This is a genomic window from Granulicella arctica (genome assembly GCF_025685605.1).
Lineage (GTDB): Bacteria > Acidobacteriota > Terriglobia > Terriglobales > Acidobacteriaceae > Edaphobacter > Edaphobacter arcticus.
Genome location: NZ_JAGTUT010000001.1, coordinates 2,977,277 through 2,994,333, shown reverse-complemented (window position 1 = coordinate 2,994,333; position 17,057 = coordinate 2,977,277). Strand labels below are relative to the sequence as shown.

Here is a 17,057-nt window from a genome sequence, read left to right as displayed (position 1 = left end):
GATCGGGACGCTCATGGAGATTCTGTCGAGTTTTGGAACCATGTCAATGAGTGCCCGGAATGCAACCGGGCATGACCTCATTCTGCTTTACTGCCCCTGGTAGTTAGCTTTTACCTGCGGCTAGGCCTAGGGCTGCATCAGTCTGCTGGTGAGCCTTTCAATTGGCTGTCTCTGATTTTCATCCTCAGCCTTATTCGTCTGCTGGATGGAAGGATTGAACTGAAACCTCATGCCTGACCGTATAGGCGGCGGACGTATCGGGTGCCCTAGGGCTGCTGTGAGGCTGCGAGGTCCATTGAATACCGTTACGCCGAGGAACGATGGGCGTCCCGCATTCAGGACAGACATAACGAGATAGTGTTGTGAGTGGATCGCCTTGAAAAAGCTTCTGATGTTGGAGATTGAAGGTTCCATTGCAGAGACCAGTTGTCGTTGCGATAGGGTATCTCCTGAGGTTGATCTTCTTCCGTCCTCAACCATCAGCTTTTGCAATCTACTCGCCAATCATCGTAATGCCTAAACCATCCGCCGGGAGGTCCGGCGCTTCCCTTTCTCATCGTTGTTTCCGAAAACGCCGTTTTCCGCGAAGCGGACTCAGCACGAGCTTAGGTGCGGCGTTGCAAGCGCCAGCAGCCGCTAGAATTGGTCATCGTCACGGTGGCATATGGGAACCATGCTAATTTGGACCGCACTGCTATTGATTGGGATCGTCGATATCGCGGCATTGTTCGCGATCGTGTCACCGGTTCGCTCAATTCGGTTCACTTACCCACCTGAGTCCCCCTTCAGGAGATCACTTGAGAGGCAAATCACCAACGGATCGAGATTTTGGGAATGGAGACTCGGCTCTCTATTGGTCGTGCTGATCAGTCTTAGAATGCTCGTTCCAATCATTCGTTCTCTGCTCAATCACCACACCTAGCGTCACGCCCGCTCAGATTGCTCGAAAGTCGGTGTTTTCGGCAATTAACTTTTTTGCTGGATCAAGGAGGAAATCCTCTTCATAGGCGTTAGAATTCCAGCCTGACAAGTTGAGGAAGGCTGCACCTGGAGCAAGTTTCCGAGTGGAGGGCCGCGAAGGGACGTACAGATCGCAGGACGAGGCGTCAAACGGAAAAGGAGTTAGCAATATGGCGAGCGTAGAGTACATGCAGATCGATGGGGTTAAAGGCGAGAGCACGGACGCCGGGCATAAGGATTGGATTGAGATCAACTCCTTCTCACATTCCATCTCTCAGTCCACATCGGCAACAGCGAACTCTCCGGGCGGAGGGACAACAGGCCGTAGTAACCATGAACCCTTTGTCATCACCAAATACCTGGACGTATCGTCGCCGAAGCTGTACGAGATGTGTTCGTCCGGCAAGCACATCTCCAAGGTGACCATCGATCTCATGCGAGCTTCAGGTGACGCTCCGGTCAAGTACATGGTGATTGAAATGGATCAGGTCGTCATCTCGAAGGTGGCCCACGAAGGGATGATAGGTGAGAGTCGCCCGACAGAGTCTGTGTCGTTCGACTACGGCGTCATCAAGTGGACGTATATTGACCCGCTACAACCTGAAGGGAGCTAAGGCGGCAACGTAAGTGGCGGCTGGAGTCTCATCGAGAACAAGATCCCAGCCCCGTAGGCATCAGATCGGTCTCTCGATTCCTGAAGTCATCTATCGTCCACTCCGGTCGTTGTTTCTGAAAACGCCGTTTTGGAGAACGGTCGTGGGGACCGCATGACGTGGATCTCAGTCGGGGTCCATGGACGGTTTGTCGTCCCAATCATCAGGGCGAAGTTCAGGGTGCGGCTGATAGATAGGTTTTAACAGTTTGAAGGTGATCGTGTAGAAGAGATCACCTACGTGTTGGTTGTAGTCCTTGAGCTGAGATTCATCACAAGCCGCCCGTGCGAGCACTAGGGAACGTCCGATGCTGTCAAAGGCTTCAGTAAGAGCGGTACTGATCTCTTTAGCCCGATCTTGTCGTTGATTACGATCATGGCGCAGGTATGACGCATCAAGCTCCACACCGCTCCGTAAAGTCGTGTTTTCGGAAACCGCGCTGTTGATTTTGCTGGTGAGGCCTATTCGCCCCGAAGAGACTCTCCAAATGATGAGGCATTCGTCGCCGAGGAGCCATCCAACCCGGCGAGCAGTTTGGAGACTCTTACAGCCCGAGGTAAGAGAACATGGATGCAGAATTCTCGTTGGTCAAGAGTGTAGTTCAGGTTCTCCGCGACGGAGAAAAGGGATTCGAGGATATCGGAGAGCACCTTCAGAATCCTGAAGTGAAAGCGTTCTTCCTCGAGGAGTCGCGGCATCGCGGAAAGTTCGCGACTGATCTCGAGGCTGAGTTGGCCCTTGCAGCCGGTGATACCAAGGATCTCGGTGGAACTGCAACAGGAGCCATTCATCGCACTTGGGGCGACCTAAAGGCTAGCCTCGGAGGCGGCGATCACACACTGCTTGAGACCGCCGAACAAGGCGAGGATGCGGCGAAGAAGGCTTACAGGGAGGCCCTTGAAGGTGATATCCCTTCTTTAGTCGTTAGAACTATCCTGACTAAGCAGCAGACTCACATTCAAGCTTCCCACGACAAAGTGAAAGCATTCCGTGACAGCACGGCATCCTAGAAGCGTATGAAGAAGCAGGATGAGGGCCACGTGCGATGCGTGGCCTTTTCTGTGCAGTGGCAGAGTTCAATTGAGATGTCCTAAAAGGTATTGGAGAGACGATGACGACGAAGAGCGCAAAAATCAGCAAACCGAAGGCGACGAAGGCAGCGAGCAGCGTTATTCCAGCTGAGAACCAGGTGATGATTGCCGGTGCACCCGTTGCAGTTACTCCTGAAGGTCAGGAAGTCGGCAATGGGGGTGAGATCCACCAGGTAGCAGGTGGCACTCACCCACAGATGACCAACCAGCGCGGGACGGTCATCGCTGACGATGAGAACTCATTGAAAGCAAACGAACGCGGGCCCGGCTTGATTGAAGATTTCTTCCTCGTCGAGAAAACGCAGCACTTCGATCACGAGCGCATCCCGGAGCGGGTAGTTCACGCTCGCGGCTACGGCGCACATGGATACTTCGAACTGACGGACTCACTCGCAGGCATTACCAAAGCGAAGGTCTTGACGACCTTGGGTCAGAAGACGCCTGTGTTTACCCGGTTTTCCACGGTTGCTGGCAATATGGGCTCAGCTGATACTGCGCGTGACGTTCGTGGATTCGCGGTGAAGATGTACACGCCGGAAGGCAACTGGGACATCGTCGGCAACAATATTCCAGTATTTTTCATTCAGGATGCCATCAAGTTTACCGATCTCATCCATGCTGCCAAGCAGGAGCCGGACCGTGGATTTCCGCAGGCACAGACAGCCCACGACACGTTCTGGGATTGGGCTTCTCTCACCCCGGAAGCGACACATATGCTGATGTGGCTCATGTCGGATCGAGCGATCCCCCGTTCTTTCCGCATGATGGAAGGCTTCGGCGTGCATACGTTTCGGCTTGTGAACGACGAAGGCGAATCGACCTACGTCAAGTTTCATTGGCGTCCCAAGCTGGGCATGGCCTCTGTGATCTGGGACGAGGCGCTCAAGATCTCTGGTGCCGATCCTGACTTCCATCGCCGCGACTTGTGGAACGCGATCGAATCGGGGAACTTGCCAGAATGGGAGCTTGGGGTCCAACTCTTTGACGAAGAGTTTGCCAACAACTTCGACTTCGATGTACTTGACGCAACCAAACTCATCCCTGAAGAAGTCCTGCCGCTACGAATCATCGGCAAGATGGTCCTCACACGAAACGTCGATAACTACTTCGCAGAAACCGAGCAGGTTGCATTCGCGACCACGGACGTCGTTCCCGGGATCGACTTCAGCAACGACCCCCTGCTTCAGGGACGGAACCTTTCCTATATCGATACACAGATAACCCGTCTTGGCGGACCGAACTACGAGCAGATCCCCGTCAACGCTCCACGTTGCCCGGTTATGAATATGCAACGCGACGGCCATATGACGCTGCGTCCTCAGAAGGGCCGGGTATCGTACAGCCCAAGCTCTCTTGAGCAGGACACACCGCGCCAGGATCCTCGCGCCGGTTTTACTTCCTTCAAAGCTCACGAAGAAGGTGACAAGCTGCGGGTTCGCGCTGAGTCGTTCGGCGACCACTTCTCCCAGGCGTTGATGTTCTTTCAGTCGCAGACCGATGCGGAGCAGAACCACATCATCTCCGCCTTCATCTTCGAACTAAGCAAGGTGGACACCAAGGCTGTGCGGACTCGCATGTTGAGTCAACTCGCCAACGTCGACATCAGCATCGCGCAGCGTGTTGCTGACGGCCTGGGAATGAAGGATCCAATCACGCCCGCTTTCACCAAGGTGTCAGCGCGTACCGATCTCGCACCGTCCGATGCTCTCAGCATCGTGAAAAAGATGAAGCCGGGCTTAGTCACGAAGGTGATTGGATGCCTGGTTGCCGACGGCACGGACGCAGCGGAGGTACTAGCTCTCGAGACGGCAGCACACAAATTGGGAGCACACGTGAAGATCATCGCCCCAAAGATTGGAGGCGCCACAGCAGCCGATGGGAAGGTAATTGAAGCCGACTTCCAACTCGCAGGCGGTCCTTCCGTGCTGTTCGATACGGTCTATGTCGCGTTGTCGGAAGCAGGCGCGAAGTTGCTCTCAACGGAAGCCGCAGCAGTTGCCTGGGTCCATGATGCCTTCTCTCACTTGAAGGTCATCGGTGCTTCCTCGACCGCCCAAACGTTGCTGACGGCGGCTGGGGTCGTTCCTGATGCCGGTGTGATCGTGGGGAAGAGCCCCTCGCCTTATCTCGCTGCAGCAGCTAACGGAAGGATATACCCGAGAGAACCTAAGGTGCGCACCACGTATTAGAGGAATAGGATCAAGCCCCATGATGTCGCGTGGGGCTTGGTCCACATCAAGATAGATAGGTTCGAGTTCATGGCGTTACCATTCCAGGTATTCTACTAGCGGTTGCCATCCCCCAGGTCAAGCTCCCTCTTTACTTCCCTCATGTACGCGACTCCTGATCAGAATGAAAAAGCTGGAATCAGGGTGTCCGTCCACGAATCGGGATCGGCTGATGGTCTACAAGAAGATTGCAGACATTGGTGACAGCACGGCAGACGATGCGAAGCGTTCGAAGCCTCACCCAGATATTTTTCAAGCCACACTCAAGAAGCTGGGGCACCCTTGTTCAAAGGTCCTCGCCCTGGGAGATACGCCGTATGACGCTGAGACGGCGGGCAAGGCCGAGATCTGGACCGTGGGGGTGATTACGGCGGATGGAGTAAGTAGGAACTCCTCCAGGCCGGCTGCATCGAAGTGTACAAGGATGTCGCCGACCTTCTGACGAACTTCGATACAAGCGCCTTTATGCGATAGGCTTTACGCACCGCAAAACTTGTGCATACGCCCATGGAGGAGCGCACTTGATTGCCTGCCCTGCATTCTCGTTGCTCTTGCGTCATCGACTTTGAAGTGGCTTCGAAACGGACTCCAAGGACTTGCCTGCTGCCTCCACTCCTATCCAAATCTCCATCGCAGCTGCAGATAGCATCAAGGCAGCTCCCAAAGCCCATCCTTCGGCGACATGAGTCTTTGATGCTGTTGCGATAAGCTCGCCGAAGAGCAGGGGCGCACCTACACCACCGATCAGTGTGCCGATCGCATAGAAGACAGCGATGGCAAAGGCCCTCATCTCGAGTGGGAAGATTTCGCTTACGGTCAGGTAGGCGGCGCTCGCCGCGGACGATGCAACGAAGAAGATGATGGTGAAGCAGATCCCAAGCCCCTTCAGGCCAATCATCCCGTGAGCAAACGGATAGCACACACCAGCTAACATGATTCCCGCGATGCCGTAGGTTGCGGTGATCATGGGCTTGCGACCAATCGTGTCAAAGAGCCTGCCCAGGAGCAATGGCCCAAGGAAGCTGGCTACCGCAAATGGCAGAAGTTGCAAGGGAAGCTTCTCATCACTCAGGTGATAGAATTTTTTCCCGATAAGCGCGTAGGTGAAGAAGACTGCATTGAAGAAGAACGACTGACCCACCATCAGGGATAGTCCGAGGAAAGAGCGGGCCCTGTTCTCGCCCAGCATATTCGAGAATATTTCCCGAAGAGGAGTGTGATCTCTGGTTGTGAGCTTCAACTTATCGGCGGTCGGCGCCGTGATCTGTTTACCGCTTTTCTTAACCTCCGTCTCGATGCAATCAACAACCCGATCTGCATCGACTTCCTTGCCACGCAACATCAGCCAGCGAGGGCTCTCGGGGACCTTCAGGCGAAGCAGCAGAACGCCTAGCCCGAGCGCACCGCCGATGCCAAAAGCATAGCGCCAACTCGTATCAAGCGGCAGGCCATGGCCTCCCAACAGAATGAAGGCCGCGATCGAACCGACGGTCGCACCGATCCAGAAGGTCGCATTCACGAACAGATCGACAGTCCCACGCACCTTGCCTGGAATCAGTTCGTCCACCGCGGAATTGATCGCTGCATATTCTCCACCGATGCCAAGACCTGTAAAGAACCGGCAAACGGCAAAGAAGAGGAAGTTCATCGAGAATGCAGTGCAGATAGTTGCGACCGAGTACGTAGCGAGTGTGACCAGAAAGAGCTTCTTTCGCCCGAGTCGATCGGTCAAGTGTCCAAAGAAAAGCGCTCCACATACGGCTCCGGCGAGATAAACCGTCGCTGCCGCCGTCACCTGAGGATCAGTCAGCGAGAGTCCATGTTTACTCTCCAGGACTCCGGATAAAGAACCTACAAGGGTGACTTCTAAGCCGTCCAGCAACCAGGAGGTCCCAAGAGCGGTGATGATGCGAACATGCCACCTCGACCACGGAAGCCGGTCCATACGTTCCGGGATATCCGTTTCGATCTCTCGCTGCTGGGCTGTGTCGCTCATGCTTCATCCTTCTTTGCCTTGATGATGCTGATGGTGCCATTCCGTTCCAGGATGGCGTATTTAACGTCGAAGATAGAGCTGATCCCTTTAGCCCTGGCCGCAGCCATGATGTCCTCAGGGGCCATCTTCATGCCCTGCATGACCTCCTCGACCCAGGCACCATCCTTCAGGAGCACGAGCGGCGTTCCATCCACGAGCGCACCGAACTTAGGGGAACGAGCTTTTACCCAAGACACCATGTTATGCAGCAGGCCCACTGTGAGGATGGCCATACCGCAATTCGTGATTGACCGGTCGCCGCCCGTAGTAGCGAGGATCACAACTCCTCCAACCAGGAAGACAATCACGAATTCGAACATTGTCATTTGCGCTCCGGGTCTCCGAGTGAGCAGTCTGACAGTCAGCATCAGGAAAAAATAGCCTGCAATGGCATAGAGAATTGTGAACATGCATCTCCTTGGAAACTGTACGTCGGGCGTCTTCGATTAAGGCATAACAACGACACGGGCTGATAGCGGCGGGGTTCCGGGGACCTGCAAAGTAAAGTGAAAAACCCCTGGTTTCGAGGGCTGCAAGGCAAACTGAATAGTGCCAGGGGCTTCCTCGGCGGAAAACGTATAAGTCAGGCCGCCCCGTCCTACGGCTGTGTCTTTAGGAGACGGAATGACGCGTTGCGCTCCGAGTTCATCCACGACACTTTGGCTGACATGCAGTTTGACTTGGCCCTTGCCCATCGTCCCAGGCTGAAACTGAATCTCCAGAATCGACGGGGTTCCGGTTCGCTCGACACGTTCGTACTTGACCAGCATGGCTTCATTGCTCATTTTGGCGTGAGCGGCAGGACCTCGTCCCAGCACCCCTGCAAAATTCAATAGCAGCAGCAACGCGATGAGCCACCACATAACCCCCTCAAACTTCCACCACTTTCGCTGAAATGCGAGATCCTCGCCGACGGCGACCTCATCATTAATCTTCGGGACGGAATCTTCTACAGGATCTTCAAATGCGACTTCGCTCACTTTACCCCCTCGATGATGCTGATTTGCCCGTTACGTTCCAGAATGGCGATTTCAATTTTGTCCAACGTAGAGATCCCCTGATCCCGAGCCTGGGCCATCACGTCATCATCCTGGATGCGCATTTTGCTGAGGGTGTTCGAGCGCCACATCCCATTCTCGAGAAGAATCAGTGGGGTTCCGTCCAGCAGGCGGGCAAGCCAACTCGATTTGGTACGAGCAATCGCAATGAGGAAGTGGGCCAGGGCGACGGTCAAGACTTGAATGAACGCATTAGTAAGAGACGCATCGTCGCCCACCATGGCGGTGAGGGCAAGCCCTCCCATGAAAAAGACGAGGACGAATTCAAAGGGTGTGATTTGTTTGCCAGGCCGACGTCCCACGATGCGAACCACCAGAACCAGAAAGACGTAAAACAAAATCGCACGAACCGATGCTTGCAAGTTGACCTCCGGCGCACTAACGGTCTATACCGCCGTACTATGAGAGGCAAAGAACACTGCATAAGTTTGTTCTTAAGCCGATTGTCCGCGACGGCGTCGCCGATTGTTGATGATGGAATCAATTCGCTGCGATGGTAAGGGTCGCCTATCTGATGAGGAACGACTCCGCAATGCGGTGATTGCTTTTCGAGATCTTAGCGGTCTCGACCCGAACGAACGCTAAGAACTTTTTGAGAGACCGAGCAGAGCGTCACGGTTGCATTTTCATGGGTTGATGGACTTCGATCGATCAATGATCAAGCCGATTTCCGCAAATGGTTTGTATACGGGGCAAGGTGCGAACGAGGAGTCCGCGCTGTCCGTCGAAACAAGGGTGATCGTCAGGGCGCAGACATTCGAGGATCATAGCGTGCGTAAAGAGGCGCATGCTCGGGCGAAGACGTTGTGTGTCCTATCGAAAGAGGTCTGCACACGCCACACTCATAACGCAAAAAGAGCGGAGAAGCTGAACGGGCCATCCCACTTCCATCGTATCCGGCATCACACCGATATCTTTATGTCGGAAATGGTCAACGTCAAGAAATTGGAGACACGAATGGGACAGCTCGCAGTAGTGACCGGGGCCTCAAGCGGCATCGGGTACAACCTCGCAAAGGTCTTCGCAGAGAATGGCTTCGATCTCATCATCGCCTCACATGGCGACCGCCTCGAAAAGGCGGAAACAGACTTCAAAGAGTTGGGCGTACAGGTTCTTGCCATTCACGCAGATTTTGCCAGTTACGAAGGTGTCGACGACTTCTGGAAACAGGTCGAAGCCTACGATCGGCCCATCGATGCCATAGCAATCAACGCTGGAGTCGGTGTGGGCGGCCTTTTCGCCGAGACCGCCCTCGACACGGAGATCAATCTTGTCCGTCTCAACGTCGAAGGTACGGTGCACATTGCCAAGCATGTGGTGCAGCACATGGTCGCCAAAGGCTCCGGCAGAATTCTCTTCACCGCTTCGATTGCCTCAGAGATGGTGGGCCGCGCGAGGCCGTCTATGCCGCGTCGAAGGCATTCGATCTCTCGTTCGCCAAGAGCCTTCGCGATGAGCTTGAAGGAACAGGCGTCTCCGTGACCGCGCTGCAACCGGGCCCGGTCGATACCGACTTCTTTCATCGAGCCGGTATGGACAACACCCAGGTTGGCCAGGAGGGCAAGAAGGAAAGCGAGCCGTATAACGTTGCCAAGCAGGGCTATGACGCCCTCATCAAAGGCGAGAAGCACGTCTACGCCGCAAGCCTGATGACCAAGATTGAAGGTGCTGTGGCCAACCTTGTTCCAGACGCCCTGAAATCCTCCATGCACGAAAAGATGTCAAAGCCCCTTGGCGAGTAAATCACCCAAACCTCGCTGTCCAACAGGAGACCCCATGATCACCTCGATTCTTAGCCGAGAAATCACCCCGGAACCGGATACCTATCCCGTTCCTCAAAGTGGCAGCGAGTACGTCGCGTTGCCCAATAGTAAGGAAGATGGCGTGGTTACCGCCTCCGCCGCCCAGACCATCCAAGGCAAGCCTGCCGAACTGTACGAACTCTGGAGCGACGTGACCCTCTTCCCACGATGGCAGGAAGGTGTCGTTTCAGTTTCCCGCACCGGACCCACGACCAGCCACTGGATCATGGGTGACCCCGAGGACCAGGACGGCAAGCGCGTCGAGTTCGACTCCGAGATCACTGAAGATATCTCCGGCGAGAAGATCTCCTGGCGTTCCACCGGAGGCGACGTTCACCAGTCCGGCACGGTAACCTTCGTCCCAACACTCGCAAATCGCGGCACGCTCGTGACCCTGACCCAGGCCGTCAAAGTTCCTCTCGGGTCTCTTGGAAATGCTCTTGCAGGTATCGCCAAGCGTAGTCCGAAGCAGATCGTGATTGAAGATTTGCGCCACTTCAAACAGATTGTTGAAGCCGGGGAGATTCCTTCGGTCAGAGGGCAGTCTCATGGCCCGCGCGGAGTCAGCGGCGGCGTCAAGGAGTGGATGTACGGTGAGACAAATCCTACGCCCCCGGGCACCAGCGAGCAGGAGTAAATCGCAGGCACGGTCCACATTGAAGCACATGGAGGAAGTATGAAAGCTGTTTGTTGGATGGGAAAAGAATCAATCGAAGTCCATGACGTTGCCGATCCTCAGATCATCAATCCCCGGGACGCAATCATCAAGGTCACACGTACCGCTATCTGCGGCAGCGATCTTCATCTCTATGGTGGGCTGATTCCAACGATGGAATCCGGAGACATCCTCGGCCATGAGTTCATGGGTATCGTCGAGGAGGTCGGCAGAGGCGTCAAGAACCTGAAGCGCGGCGACCGGGTTGTCATCCCTTTCACGATCGCCTGCGGCAACTGTCTCTTTTGCAAAGGCGACCTCTGGAGTCTCTGTGATAACACCAATCCGAACGCCCATATCGCTGAGACCATGTACGGCTACTCCGGGTCTGCCCTCTTTGGCTACTCGCACATCTACGGCGGATATGCGGGGGGACAAGCTCAATATGTCCGCGTTCCTTTCGCCGATGTCGGTCCCCTTAAGATTGAGAATGATCTTCCCGATGACAAGGTCCTCTTTCTTTCTGACATCTTCCCGACTGGCTACCAGGGTGCCGTCAACGCGAACATCAAGCCGGGTGACACCGTTTCCGTCTGGGGCTGCGGGCCGGTGGGGCTCTTTGCCATAGCCAGCGCCTACATGCTCGGTGCAGGCAAGGTCATTGCCATCGATCGCTTTCCCGAACGGCTCGCGCTCGCCCGCAAGGTCGGTGCTATCACCATTGATTACAGCAAGGATGATGTTTCCATCATTGAAGCGCTTCGCGATCTAAGCGGTGGCGTGGGGCCCGACAGCTGCATCGACTGCGTGGGCATCGAAGCCCATTCTCACTCCGCAGCCGGCCTCTATGACAAGGTCAAGCAGACGCTTAAACTTGAAACGGATCGGCCGTTCGTTCTGCGCCAGGCAATCCAAGCGATCCGCAAAGGGGGAACCCTGTCTATTCCCGGTGTCTACGGCGGTGTCCTTGACAAGGTGAACTTCGGAGCAGCTTTCGGCAAGGGCATCCACATGGCGATGGGGCAGACCCACATGCACAAACTCCTCAAGCCGCTGCTCGCCCATGTCGAGGCAGGGGACATCGATCCAAGCTTCCTGATCTCACACATCGTGGGTATCGATCAGGCACCGGACATGTACGCGAAGTGGCAGAAGAAGGAAGATGGTGTCACCAAGATCGTGATCGATCCGTGGCAGTCCACCATCAATCCGACGACAGACGGACGCATCTTTCCAACAACCACCAGGACTCTGGTTCCTTGAGAACTCATGGGACCGGAGTCGCCCATAGGAGGCTCCGGTAGCGGCGGTTCAAGTGTTCATATCCCCTAATGCTTCAGTAGCTCCCGAGCGCGCCGATCTCAATCTCAATTCTGGCAAGTTAGCAACGAAAGAGCCGACCATGATTAGGTCGGCTCTTTTCGGTTCGGCTGCAACAATTGTTAGGTCGACTTGATGTTTCCGTTCAGCCCATTCGGGAAAAACCCGCCCAAGGTGACGCCTGTCTTGCCCGCAGCCCCGTACACGATTTGAAGCACCTGTGAAGTTGTTCTGACTGGATAAAGTCCGGTTGTGGCGCTTGTGTTGAAGACGGCAGTCGCTGTGGGTGGGATGTCCTGTGAATCAGCCGCAGGCGAGGTTACTCCAAGGCTGATGCAGAGTTGCCGCAGGAAGCTTTCATGCTGTGACTCTGTATGCAGGATCTGTGCAGCATAGGTCAGAGCGGCCGTGTTTGAAGTGAGGTACTGCGCACCGCCCGCGTAAGCGCTAATGCCCACACCCTCGAACTGACGCGCGAGTGCAAGGAACGTAGCGTCCGATGTGACAGCGCCCATGGCGGTAAGATTCAGATTCGGCATGCTCACCGGTGTTCCACCAGCTGCCAGAATCGTGGCCCGTAGGAACTCGACATGCTCGCGCTCGTGTATGGCAATTTGCGCCGCAGCGCTCGAAACCACGGAGTTGGTGAAGGTTACCTTCGCACCGCCTGTCACGGTTCCTGGGTTGGAGCCCATGTCCGCTGTCGATAAGCCGCTACCAGTCGTCACGTAGAGATAGAAAGTGGCCTCAAGGTACTCAAGGTTCAAGGCAAAATTTAGGACGTCGAAGACAGATGGAGGAGCTGCAGTCGGCGTCGGAGTGGTTGTTGGTGTTGGGGTCGTTGTGGGAGGCGTCGTTACCGGGCTGGGACTGTCGCTGCAGCCAATCAAGACGCCCCCGGCTGCGAGTGACCCAACCGCACTGATCGAGTTGAAGAAGTTGCGACGGCTCATCAGCGAGACAGCGCGTCCCTCGACGACGCGTTCTGCCTTGGAGGCAGTGACGTGTTCTTGGGTTTCTGTAAGTGAATCCAGTTCATTCAGTAGCTGAGACATGTAAGTTGCCTCCAGGGCAATAGATCGTGTGGTGGATCGAGAGAGAAGTGGGTGCTGATGTATACCAAGTGGGGCATCGCTAAGGTCAACTAGGTGGATTTCACCGTTCCGTTGACACCATTGGGAAAGAAGCCGCCCATCGTCACGCCGGTCGCCGGATTGGTCGTTGTCGGTTTTGAGACGGCATAGACGACACCCAACACCTGAGACGTGTTGCGAGACGGTGAGAGTGCGTTCACAAAATCAACTGTGAAATAGTTAGTCTGCGATGGTGGCACATCCTGCGCGTCGATTGCCGGACTTGTCACGCCCTGAACGGCACACAGATAGTTCAATGCACCCGCATGTTGGCCCTCGGCGCCAAGAATCTGGGAAGCTGTGGTCAAAACAGAAGTATTGCTTACGAGCAGCTGTGCCGAGCCGATGTACGCCGAGCCGCCAAGGGCTGTGAATTGTCTCGCTGCCGCCAGAAACTGTGCCTGAGTCGTGATCGCCCCCATCGCTGCGAGATTGATGGCTGGCTGCGCAATCGGAGTTCCACCGAGGGTCGTGATGGCGCCACGGAGAAGTTCGACATGATTCTTCTCGTCCTGCGCGAGGGCCTGCGCCACAGCCATCGTGGGCGCATCGAGCGTCAGCTTGGCAGGAGCACCCGTCACCGCAACTCCGCCAGTCCCCATATCGGTCGCCGAGAGACCGGTTCCTGACGACGCATATAAGTAGAAGTTCGCTTCGAGATATTCGAGATTTAAGGCGAAGTTCAGCACGTCAGTGATTCCCGGCGTAGTCGTTTGTGCATATGCCGGCCGTCCGCCGGAGATCGCTGTCATCGCCGTTGCAGCGGCGAGGACAGAGAGAAAACTGCGACGATTGAGATGAGCAATCGAACGATCGAAGGCGAGCAACTTCCGATCAGTTGCCAGTTGCTCCTCTGTCACGGATTCCGTCGGGCAGAGGAGAGATTTGAATTTATATTGAGACACAGAAAACTCCACAAATGCGGTTAGGGAGGGATGCGCCAAGAGCGGGCGCGTTCTAATCAATACTTAGCTTGGTGGGTTTGAAATACAAGCTAAACAACTTAAGTTCGTCCTGGGTACGAGCGTTCCGTCTTGGATGAAGTTGCCCATCAATCGCAGCGCATTCGTGCAATCAACAAACCGTGGTGCAAATGAAATGTATGAGCTCTAAAGCGCAATTCAATCGCACGATGGCAAGCCTTCTTTACGCCATGGTGAAGAGTTGCTTCTTAGGATTTTCGTTCGGCGAAGCGCATTGCAAATCTCGCTGCGTCCGGACTGACGGTTGATCACACCGCAGCCTTGACCTGATCATCATCTAAAACCTGGTTCACCGATACGGCGGCGTCATCCGCTCGAATCTACCGGGACAACAACGGAATCATTGCTCATCGACAATTGACTGCTTGCCGAAACATCCCTCGGAGTTCTCAAGCAACCTAGTGTTCGTATCGCGATTGACGACTTCGGTAACAGGATATTCGGGTCTCCATTACCTCTCCCGTTTTCTCATGGACACGATCACGATCGACCATACATTCACGCAATATCGCCGCGGTTACGATGGCCGCGGCGATATGCCGCTCCGTTCTTCAGCTTTGGATAAGAACTTGGGCTTACAACCGTCGCGGAGGGAGTCGAAACAAGCGAATAGGCTCCGCTTCTCGGGTCGTGGAACTGTAGTGAGCTGCAGGCATACATGTTTGCCAAACCGGCGCCCAGCCACCCAGCGGAGCGGGCTCTTCAACGCGCTTCGTGACGCAAGCACTTTCGCGTTGCGCGTAGCACCGATCATCAAGCGCGTTAAGAGGCGATATCTGCAAGGACGATCTTTGAGTTTTTTCCAAGTGGTCACTGCGACGGATCAACGTCAGAATCGAACGGGCCGCGCAGAGTTCACGCACTGCGGCCTCCCAGTTTTGCGAGTAACAGCCGGGCTGCGTCGAAGGATCATTGAGGTGGGAAGAACCGGCTTGGCCGATTAGTTTTCCGAGGCTTGGTGCTGCCGTTTTCTAAGACATGACGTGGAGAAATCAAGGTCTAGCCTCTGGTTCATACGCATGTCTGCGTGCCGGAGGAACTTGGGTCGGGAAGCTATCCGTCTTCCTTTGTAGGCAACAGGACAGACAGCCCTAATGCCACGTAATAGGCTAAGGTTCCCTCCTCGAAAGAGAAGAACTTGAGAAAGCTTTTCCCACGCAGGTTCAATCCTTCTTCCGCTTGTCGAAAGTAGCGCTCCATTGCCCGAACTGAAGCGGCCTCGTGTTTTTGTTGTAGATGATGAGCAGATCATCGCTCGAACTCTCGCGACCATTCTCGAAAAAAGCGGCTATTCCGCAACCGCCTTTTTCGATCCTCTGCAAGCACTGGTGGCCGCAGGCGTAGACGCCCCGGACTTGCTGATATCCGATGTCGTGATGCCGCAACTCTCAGGCATCGACCTGGCGATTCGACTTCAACTCCTCTGTCCAAAGTGCAAGGTAATGCTCTTTTCGGGACAGGCTCAAACGGCAGACCTGCTGCGCGCAGCTCGTGACCAGGGACACAACTTCAGCTTGCTCTCCAAGCCAGTTCACCCGACAGATCTCCTCCGCCGTTTACGGGAACAACAGACCATAGACAATCCGAACCAACTTTCTACTATGTAGGGCCGACTAACTAGGCGAGCTTCAATCTCGCCAACCTTTACGACAATGCCTTGCAATGAGGTGGACATGGCTGAAAAGAAGAACCGCATCGATGTCGTTGCTGCAGATGTAATGGAGGACGGCGCGCTCCTGATCCACTTCTCGAACGAGACAGCTACACTTTTCCATGGGCAGTTTCTGTTTGACGTGAGAGATCAGGACAACAACGTAGCGATTGTCGAAGAAGGCGATGAGGTTTGAGACTAAGTGCAGAATGATCCGGTGCAGGATTTACAAATCGCGGGAGGAGAACAGGATGAGTCGGCCGCCGCCATCCTGGTATACGGTCGTGATGATCGCTTACTCGAAACTCGCCGTTGGGTTCTGGAGCGCGCTGGACTGAAGGTCCGTACAACGACGGAGCTCTCAGATGTAGAACAGATCCTGGCTACCGAGCCCATTGTCCTCTTCGCCCTCTGTCATACGCTCTCTCCTGAAGAAAGCGACGCTTCCCTTTTGAAAGCACATGCCCTGAGACCCCAGATGAAAAACCTTGTCCTCACAGCCAACACCCCCTTAGGGTCTCTTGGCTCCCGCGAAGAAGTAGTCAGTGCTTTCGAGGGACCAAGAACGCTCCTTGCGGCGGTCGAACGGCTCCTCGCGGCAGCCACACTCGATCTACCAGTTTCACAGGGCTAGTCTTGCCTTTGTCACATACACGACAAAGCAGATGATTTAGGCATCGTACGGAGCTGGGTGACTGACGAGTGGAAACCAGCGTCCGAAGCATTATTTGAAAAGGTTGAACTAAACAGCATGTTGGACAATATCCTCAGCACGCAGACACAGCCAGCGACGCCGGAACGGTCGTCGCAACGGACAGGAAGTCACGCGACGGCTGAACATCTCGCCCTGGAAGTGCTGCATGAGATTAGAAATCCTTTGGAAGCATTGGGGAACTTGGTCTTTCTCGCGAATGAAGAGGCCGAAAGCCCTGCAAAAGTGCGGCAGTTTATGCGCCTCGCTGAAGAACAGATCGCCACGCTGAACCATATCGCCAGCCAGACACTCGGATTTGCACGATCCTCCCCATCTCCAAAGTCGACAGATTTAGCAGATCTGATGAAGTCTGCTGTGCGCATTCACCAGAGGACCATCGACGGCAGGAAGATCCAACTCGTTAAGGATCTGCCCGAGGATCTTTATGTTGAGGTCTATCGCACCGAACTGCTCCAGGTTCTCTCGAATCTCCTTGCGAATGCGCTGGACGCGCTGCCCATGGAAGGCAGCCTTTGTCTTCGCTTGCGAAAGCGGCAGAACGAAGTCCATCTCATCGTTTCCGATAGCGGCCAGGGTATTCCTGCAGCAGACATGGCCCAGATCTTTGAACCGTTCTTTACGACCAAAGACCAGACCGGGACTGGAATCGGTCTTTCGCTCGTACGCAAGATCGTCGAACATCACCGCGGCAGAATACGAGTCCGCAGCAGTGTCCGCGCAGGAAAGAGTGGAACCACCTTTAGAGTTTCGCTTCCCGCCTAACTTCTTCATCC

General features: G+C 55.0%; 19 protein-coding genes. 12 read left to right on the top strand and 7 right to left on the bottom strand.

Annotation, left to right across the window (positions count from 1 at the left end; all coding sequences use genetic code 11):
• Nucleotides 1-1,130 precede the first annotated feature (1,130 nt).
• Nucleotides 1,131-1,574: an Hcp family type VI secretion system effector gene (locus OHL20_RS12820; protein ID WP_263383571.1), complete on the top strand. Its 444-nt coding sequence runs from the start codon at nucleotides 1,131-1,133 to the stop codon at nucleotides 1,572-1,574.
• Nucleotides 1,575-1,739: 165 nt separating this feature from the next.
• Here the strand turns inward: OHL20_RS12820 and OHL20_RS12815 are convergent, their stop codons facing one another.
• Nucleotides 1,740-2,018, bottom strand: coding sequence for a hypothetical protein (locus OHL20_RS12815; RefSeq protein WP_263383570.1), 279 nt, complete (start codon nucleotides 2,016-2,018; stop codon nucleotides 1,740-1,742).
• A gap of 161 nt (nucleotides 2,019-2,179) precedes the next feature.
• Here OHL20_RS12815 and OHL20_RS12810 point away from each other — a divergent pair, with 161 nt between their 5' ends.
• From OHL20_RS12810 to OHL20_RS12800, 3 genes are all read left to right on the top strand, one after another.
• Entirely contained in the window at nucleotides 2,180-2,623 is a 444-nt protein-coding gene (locus OHL20_RS12810; RefSeq protein WP_263383569.1) for a ferritin-like domain-containing protein, read from the top strand.
• A 101-nt stretch (nucleotides 2,624-2,724) separates the two neighbouring features.
• A complete protein-coding gene (locus tag OHL20_RS12805; RefSeq protein WP_263383568.1) occupies nucleotides 2,725-4,893 on the top strand; it encodes a catalase in 2,169 nt (722 codons plus the stop codon).
• 163 nt (nucleotides 4,894-5,056) lie between these two features.
• Nucleotides 5,057-5,374 carry an HAD family hydrolase gene (locus OHL20_RS12800; RefSeq protein ID WP_263383567.1) on the top strand — a complete coding sequence of 106 codons (318 nt, stop codon included), beginning with the start codon at nucleotides 5,057-5,059 and terminating at the stop codon, nucleotides 5,372-5,374.
• Between the two features lie 114 nt (nucleotides 5,375-5,488).
• Here OHL20_RS12800 and OHL20_RS12795 read toward each other — a convergent pair whose 3' ends face one another.
• The 4 genes from OHL20_RS12795 to OHL20_RS12780 form a co-directional block, all read right to left on the bottom strand.
• Entirely contained in the window at nucleotides 5,489-6,928 is a 1,440-nt protein-coding gene (locus tag OHL20_RS12795) for an MFS transporter (protein WP_263383566.1), read from the bottom strand.
• Nucleotides 6,925-7,293, bottom strand: coding sequence for a DUF421 domain-containing protein (locus OHL20_RS12790; protein WP_263383565.1), 369 nt, complete (start codon nucleotides 7,291-7,293; stop codon nucleotides 6,925-6,927). Before OHL20_RS12790 ends, OHL20_RS12795 begins: the two co-directional genes overlap by 4 nt.
• A 120-nt stretch (nucleotides 7,294-7,413) precedes the next feature.
• Nucleotides 7,414-7,947, bottom strand: coding sequence for a hypothetical protein (locus tag OHL20_RS12785; RefSeq protein WP_263383564.1), 534 nt, complete (start codon nucleotides 7,945-7,947; stop codon nucleotides 7,414-7,416).
• Nucleotides 7,944-8,387 (bottom strand): DUF421 domain-containing protein, encoded by a 444-nt coding sequence (locus tag OHL20_RS12780; RefSeq protein ID WP_263383563.1) that lies wholly within the window; start codon nucleotides 8,385-8,387, stop codon nucleotides 7,944-7,946. Before OHL20_RS12780 ends, OHL20_RS12785 begins: the two co-directional genes overlap by 4 nt.
• Before the next feature lie 292 nt (nucleotides 8,388-8,679).
• On the opposite strand from OHL20_RS12780, the gene OHL20_RS12775 reads away from it, so the two are divergent.
• From OHL20_RS12775 to OHL20_RS12760, 4 genes are read left to right on the top strand one after another with little or no spacing between them, the layout of a single operon-like run.
• Nucleotides 8,680-9,507, top strand: coding sequence for an SDR family NAD(P)-dependent oxidoreductase (locus tag OHL20_RS12775; RefSeq protein WP_263383562.1), 828 nt, complete (start codon nucleotides 8,680-8,682; stop codon nucleotides 9,505-9,507).
• Entirely contained in the window at nucleotides 9,504-9,767 is a 264-nt protein-coding gene (locus tag OHL20_RS12770) for an SDR family oxidoreductase (RefSeq protein ID WP_263383561.1), read from the top strand. The genes OHL20_RS12775 and OHL20_RS12770 overlap by 4 nt, the downstream gene beginning before the upstream one ends.
• A gap of 34 nt (nucleotides 9,768-9,801) precedes the next feature.
• On the top strand, nucleotides 9,802-10,464 hold the full coding sequence (locus OHL20_RS12765) for an SRPBCC family protein (RefSeq protein ID WP_263383560.1): 663 nt from the start codon (nucleotides 9,802-9,804) through the stop codon (nucleotides 10,462-10,464).
• A 39-nt stretch (nucleotides 10,465-10,503) separates the two neighbouring features.
• Nucleotides 10,504-11,745, top strand: a complete 1,242-nt coding sequence (locus OHL20_RS12760) for a zinc-dependent alcohol dehydrogenase (protein ID WP_263383559.1) — start codon at nucleotides 10,504-10,506, stop codon at nucleotides 11,743-11,745.
• 179 nt (nucleotides 11,746-11,924) lie between these two features.
• Here the strand turns inward: OHL20_RS12760 and OHL20_RS12755 are convergent, their stop codons facing one another.
• Entirely contained in the window at nucleotides 11,925-12,857 is a 933-nt protein-coding gene (locus OHL20_RS12755; RefSeq protein WP_263383558.1) for a ferritin-like domain-containing protein, read from the bottom strand.
• Between the two features lie 89 nt (nucleotides 12,858-12,946).
• Nucleotides 12,947-13,840 carry a ferritin-like domain-containing protein gene (locus OHL20_RS12750; protein WP_263383557.1) on the bottom strand — a complete coding sequence of 298 codons (894 nt, stop codon included), beginning with the start codon at nucleotides 13,838-13,840 and terminating at the stop codon, nucleotides 12,947-12,949.
• 1,277 nt (nucleotides 13,841-15,117) lie between these two features.
• Here OHL20_RS12750 and OHL20_RS12745 point away from each other — a divergent pair.
• From OHL20_RS12745 to OHL20_RS12730, 4 genes are all read left to right on the top strand, one after another.
• Nucleotides 15,118-15,525: a response regulator gene (locus tag OHL20_RS12745; RefSeq protein ID WP_263383556.1), complete on the top strand. Its 408-nt coding sequence runs from the start codon at nucleotides 15,118-15,120 to the stop codon at nucleotides 15,523-15,525.
• Between the two features lie 66 nt (nucleotides 15,526-15,591).
• Complete coding sequence (locus OHL20_RS12740) at nucleotides 15,592-15,765, top strand: hypothetical protein (protein ID WP_263383555.1); 174 nt, start codon at nucleotides 15,592-15,594, stop codon at nucleotides 15,763-15,765.
• Between the two features lie 6 nt (nucleotides 15,766-15,771).
• Nucleotides 15,772-16,203, top strand: coding sequence for a hypothetical protein (locus OHL20_RS12735; protein ID WP_263383554.1), 432 nt, complete (start codon nucleotides 15,772-15,774; stop codon nucleotides 16,201-16,203).
• A 57-nt stretch (nucleotides 16,204-16,260) separates the two neighbouring features.
• Complete coding sequence (locus OHL20_RS12730) at nucleotides 16,261-17,046, top strand: sensor histidine kinase (protein WP_263383553.1); 786 nt, start codon at nucleotides 16,261-16,263, stop codon at nucleotides 17,044-17,046.
• Nucleotides 17,047-17,057: the final 11 nt, after the last annotated feature.

Coding starts and splice junctions, on each gene's coding strand:
- OHL20_RS12740 (WP_263383555.1), top strand. CDS start 15,592: ATGGCTGAAAAGAAGAACCGCATCGATGTCGTTGCTGCAGATGTAATG.
- OHL20_RS12795 (WP_263383566.1), bottom strand. CDS start 6,928: ATGAGCGACACAGCCCAGCAGCGAGAGATCGAAACGGATATCCCGGAA.
- OHL20_RS12805 (WP_263383568.1), top strand. CDS start 2,725: ATGACGACGAAGAGCGCAAAAATCAGCAAACCGAAGGCGACGAAGGCA.
- OHL20_RS12775 (WP_263383562.1), top strand. CDS start 8,680: ATGATCAAGCCGATTTCCGCAAATGGTTTGTATACGGGGCAAGGTGCG.
- OHL20_RS12810 (WP_263383569.1), top strand. CDS start 2,180: ATGGATGCAGAATTCTCGTTGGTCAAGAGTGTAGTTCAGGTTCTCCGC.
- OHL20_RS12760 (WP_263383559.1), top strand. CDS start 10,504: ATGAAAGCTGTTTGTTGGATGGGAAAAGAATCAATCGAAGTCCATGAC.
- OHL20_RS12765 (WP_263383560.1), top strand. CDS start 9,802: ATGATCACCTCGATTCTTAGCCGAGAAATCACCCCGGAACCGGATACC.
- OHL20_RS12820 (WP_263383571.1), top strand. CDS start 1,131: ATGGCGAGCGTAGAGTACATGCAGATCGATGGGGTTAAAGGCGAGAGC.
- OHL20_RS12755 (WP_263383558.1), bottom strand. CDS start 12,857: ATGTCTCAGCTACTGAATGAACTGGATTCACTTACAGAAACCCAAGAA.
- OHL20_RS12800 (WP_263383567.1), top strand. CDS start 5,057: ATGAAAAAGCTGGAATCAGGGTGTCCGTCCACGAATCGGGATCGGCTG.
- OHL20_RS12790 (WP_263383565.1), bottom strand. CDS start 7,293: ATGACAATGTTCGAATTCGTGATTGTCTTCCTGGTTGGAGGAGTTGTG.